Source organism: Kitasatospora sp. SC0581, from assembly GCF_048159585.1.
Lineage (GTDB): Bacteria > Actinomycetota > Actinomycetes > Streptomycetales > Streptomycetaceae > Kitasatospora.
In genome coordinates, this window is the sequence record NZ_JBLRWA010000104.1 from 1 (window position 1) to 610 (window position 610).

The 610-nt window shown below is 33.3% G+C and carries 1 protein-coding gene; it reads left to right on the forward strand.

From position 1 onward, the window contains the following. Positions 1–264: hypothetical protein (locus ACLWS4_RS37275; RefSeq protein WP_416876462.1), on the forward strand; the 264-nt coding region annotated here is incomplete at its 5' end. Positions 265–610 lie beyond the last annotated feature (346 nt).

A 610-nucleotide genomic window follows, 5' to 3' on the forward strand; every position in this document is an offset into this window, starting at 1 on the left:
TATGCAAGAAAACAAAATCGGTTTTTATTTACACCGATTCCCTTAGCCCAAGATCAAAATGAAAACGCAATTCAAGGGAACCTAGAATTAATAAAATCAGGAGTTTATGTGTTAAAGGATAAAGATTCCTATCAAACTATTCATCAAATGTTACAAGAAAAAAAGGAAAGACTTGACCTTGAACACAAAAACCGATTCGAAAAAAAGCAAAGTGTTAAACCTGGACTTGAAAACGATATTGAACAACTGAGCCTCTTCGATTAGGAGTGAAACAGGGGGACGTGTCCATCGTACCGATTGGAACGGTGGACCGTCCCCTTTTTCATTGCAAAAGATAAAAATGGCTGGTGCAAGGTTTCATGTTTCATTTTTTACTAGTTCTTTTATACTTTTATTGAATTGGAACTAAATGTTTTTAATATATAATATAGAAATTAGTACCAATTCAATTCTAGTTGGAGGTTTTTAAATAATGAAAAAAGTAATTGACGGTTCTGTATACAATACGGAAACTGCTCAGAAAATTTTTGAGAAATTCACCGTAGAAAATGAGCCCATTGCATATGGTTCTGAGGTGAAAAAATTGCAGCAACTGTATAAAACAAAAAGC